The following is a 707-nucleotide window of genomic DNA, read 5'->3' as shown; positions in this document are numbered from 1 at the left end:
GGTCAAGTCCCGTGTAGTGGTGTAGCTGGCCCTGTTGTTCTTCGAGGCTTTCGTTGGTCAGCCAGGGCCGGTGTGGGGGTCGGTTATGCGGCGGCCTCCAACGCTGGCAGATCATGGTGTTGGTCCTCGATCCCGGCATCGAGGCCGGGGGCTTGGCGGCATCGCTGGAGGACTTCGAGGCCGAGGTAACGGCGGCCTTCGGCCCATTCGTCGTTCTGCTCAGCCAGCACCGCGCCGATGAGGCGGGTGATGGCCTCACGGTTGGGGAAGATCCCGACTACATCGGTGCGGCGACGGATCTCCTTGTTCAGCCGCTCGTTGGGATTGTTCGACCAGACTTGGGTCCACACGTCCTTGGGGAATGCGGTGAAGGCCAGGATCTCGGCCCGGGCGCCGTCGAGGTGATCATGAACGGCAGACAGTTTGGCTTCGACGTAGTCCAGCAGCCTCTCGAACTGAGCGTCGACGCTGGCCGCATCGGGCTGATCATAAACGCTATGGAGCATCGCCTTCACCGCTGGCCACATGCTCTTGGGGCACACACTCATCAGGTTCGCCGCGTAGTGGGTGCGGCAGCGCTGCCACACCGCCCCAGGCAGGTTAGCTGCGATGGCCTCCACCAACCCGGCGTGGGCATCACTGGTGACCATCTTGACCCCAGTCAGCCCGCGGGCGACCAGGTCAGCGAAGAACGTGTTCCACGCCGC

At 64.2% G+C, this 707-nt stretch carries 1 protein-coding gene; it reads right to left on the bottom strand.

Annotated features, from left to right (window positions below; translation table 11 throughout):
- Positions 1–83: 83 nt before the first annotated feature.
- Positions 84–707, bottom strand: a 624-nt coding sequence (locus FEF26_RS15520; RefSeq protein ID WP_243730631.1) for an IS256 family transposase, incomplete at its 5' end; no start/stop codon positions are given.

Source organism: Nesterenkonia salmonea (genome assembly GCF_005771525.1).
Taxonomy (GTDB): Bacteria; Actinomycetota; Actinomycetes; order Actinomycetales; family Micrococcaceae; genus Nesterenkonia; species Nesterenkonia salmonea.
This window is presented reverse-complemented; position numbering and strand designations above follow the sequence as displayed.